Origin of the sequence: Acetobacter okinawensis (genome assembly GCF_002153655.1) — a bacterium.
Taxonomy (GTDB): Bacteria; Pseudomonadota; Alphaproteobacteria; order Acetobacterales; family Acetobacteraceae; genus Acetobacter; species Acetobacter okinawensis_A.
This window is the reverse complement of record NZ_JOPJ01000045.1, coordinates 1-381: the sequence shown is the minus strand read 5'-3', so window position 1 is coordinate 381 and position 381 is coordinate 1. Positions and strand designations below refer to the sequence as shown.

Sequence of the window (381 nt, the reverse complement as noted above, 5' to 3'; positions counted from 1 at the left end):
TTCACGGCCTCTCTGGCCAAAACCCTGTTCCAGCAGAACACGGATGCAACCCTACAGGTTAAAACGGCCATCCAGAACATGGAGGCCAGTCTTAATGCCACCCTGCGGCAGTTCAACCGCATACAAGCAGCAAAGGCCGCGTAAACCATGGTCCATTCCAGCATCCTCATGCGCGCACATGGCGCACGCCCGCATGGGGCGCTGGTCGCACCCGATATCAGGCCCAAACCCACCAAGATCGTGCGGTTTGGGCAGTCCTCGTTCTCCACCTTCCGTATTGTGGAAATGGATATCGTCCGCCCATCTGCCAACTCCATGCGGTTTCTGTACGGTCATGGGGCCAGCGCGCATGGTGCGCCCATGGCGCCGGGTTTCCGGCTG

1 protein-coding gene is annotated in these 381 nt (G+C 59.6%); it reads left to right on the top strand.

All coding sequences use genetic code 11. From position 1 onward, the window contains the following. Positions 1-147: 147 nt before the first annotated feature. Positions 148-381: hypothetical protein (locus HK26_RS11735; RefSeq protein WP_143296356.1), on the top strand; the 234-nt coding region annotated here is incomplete at its 3' end.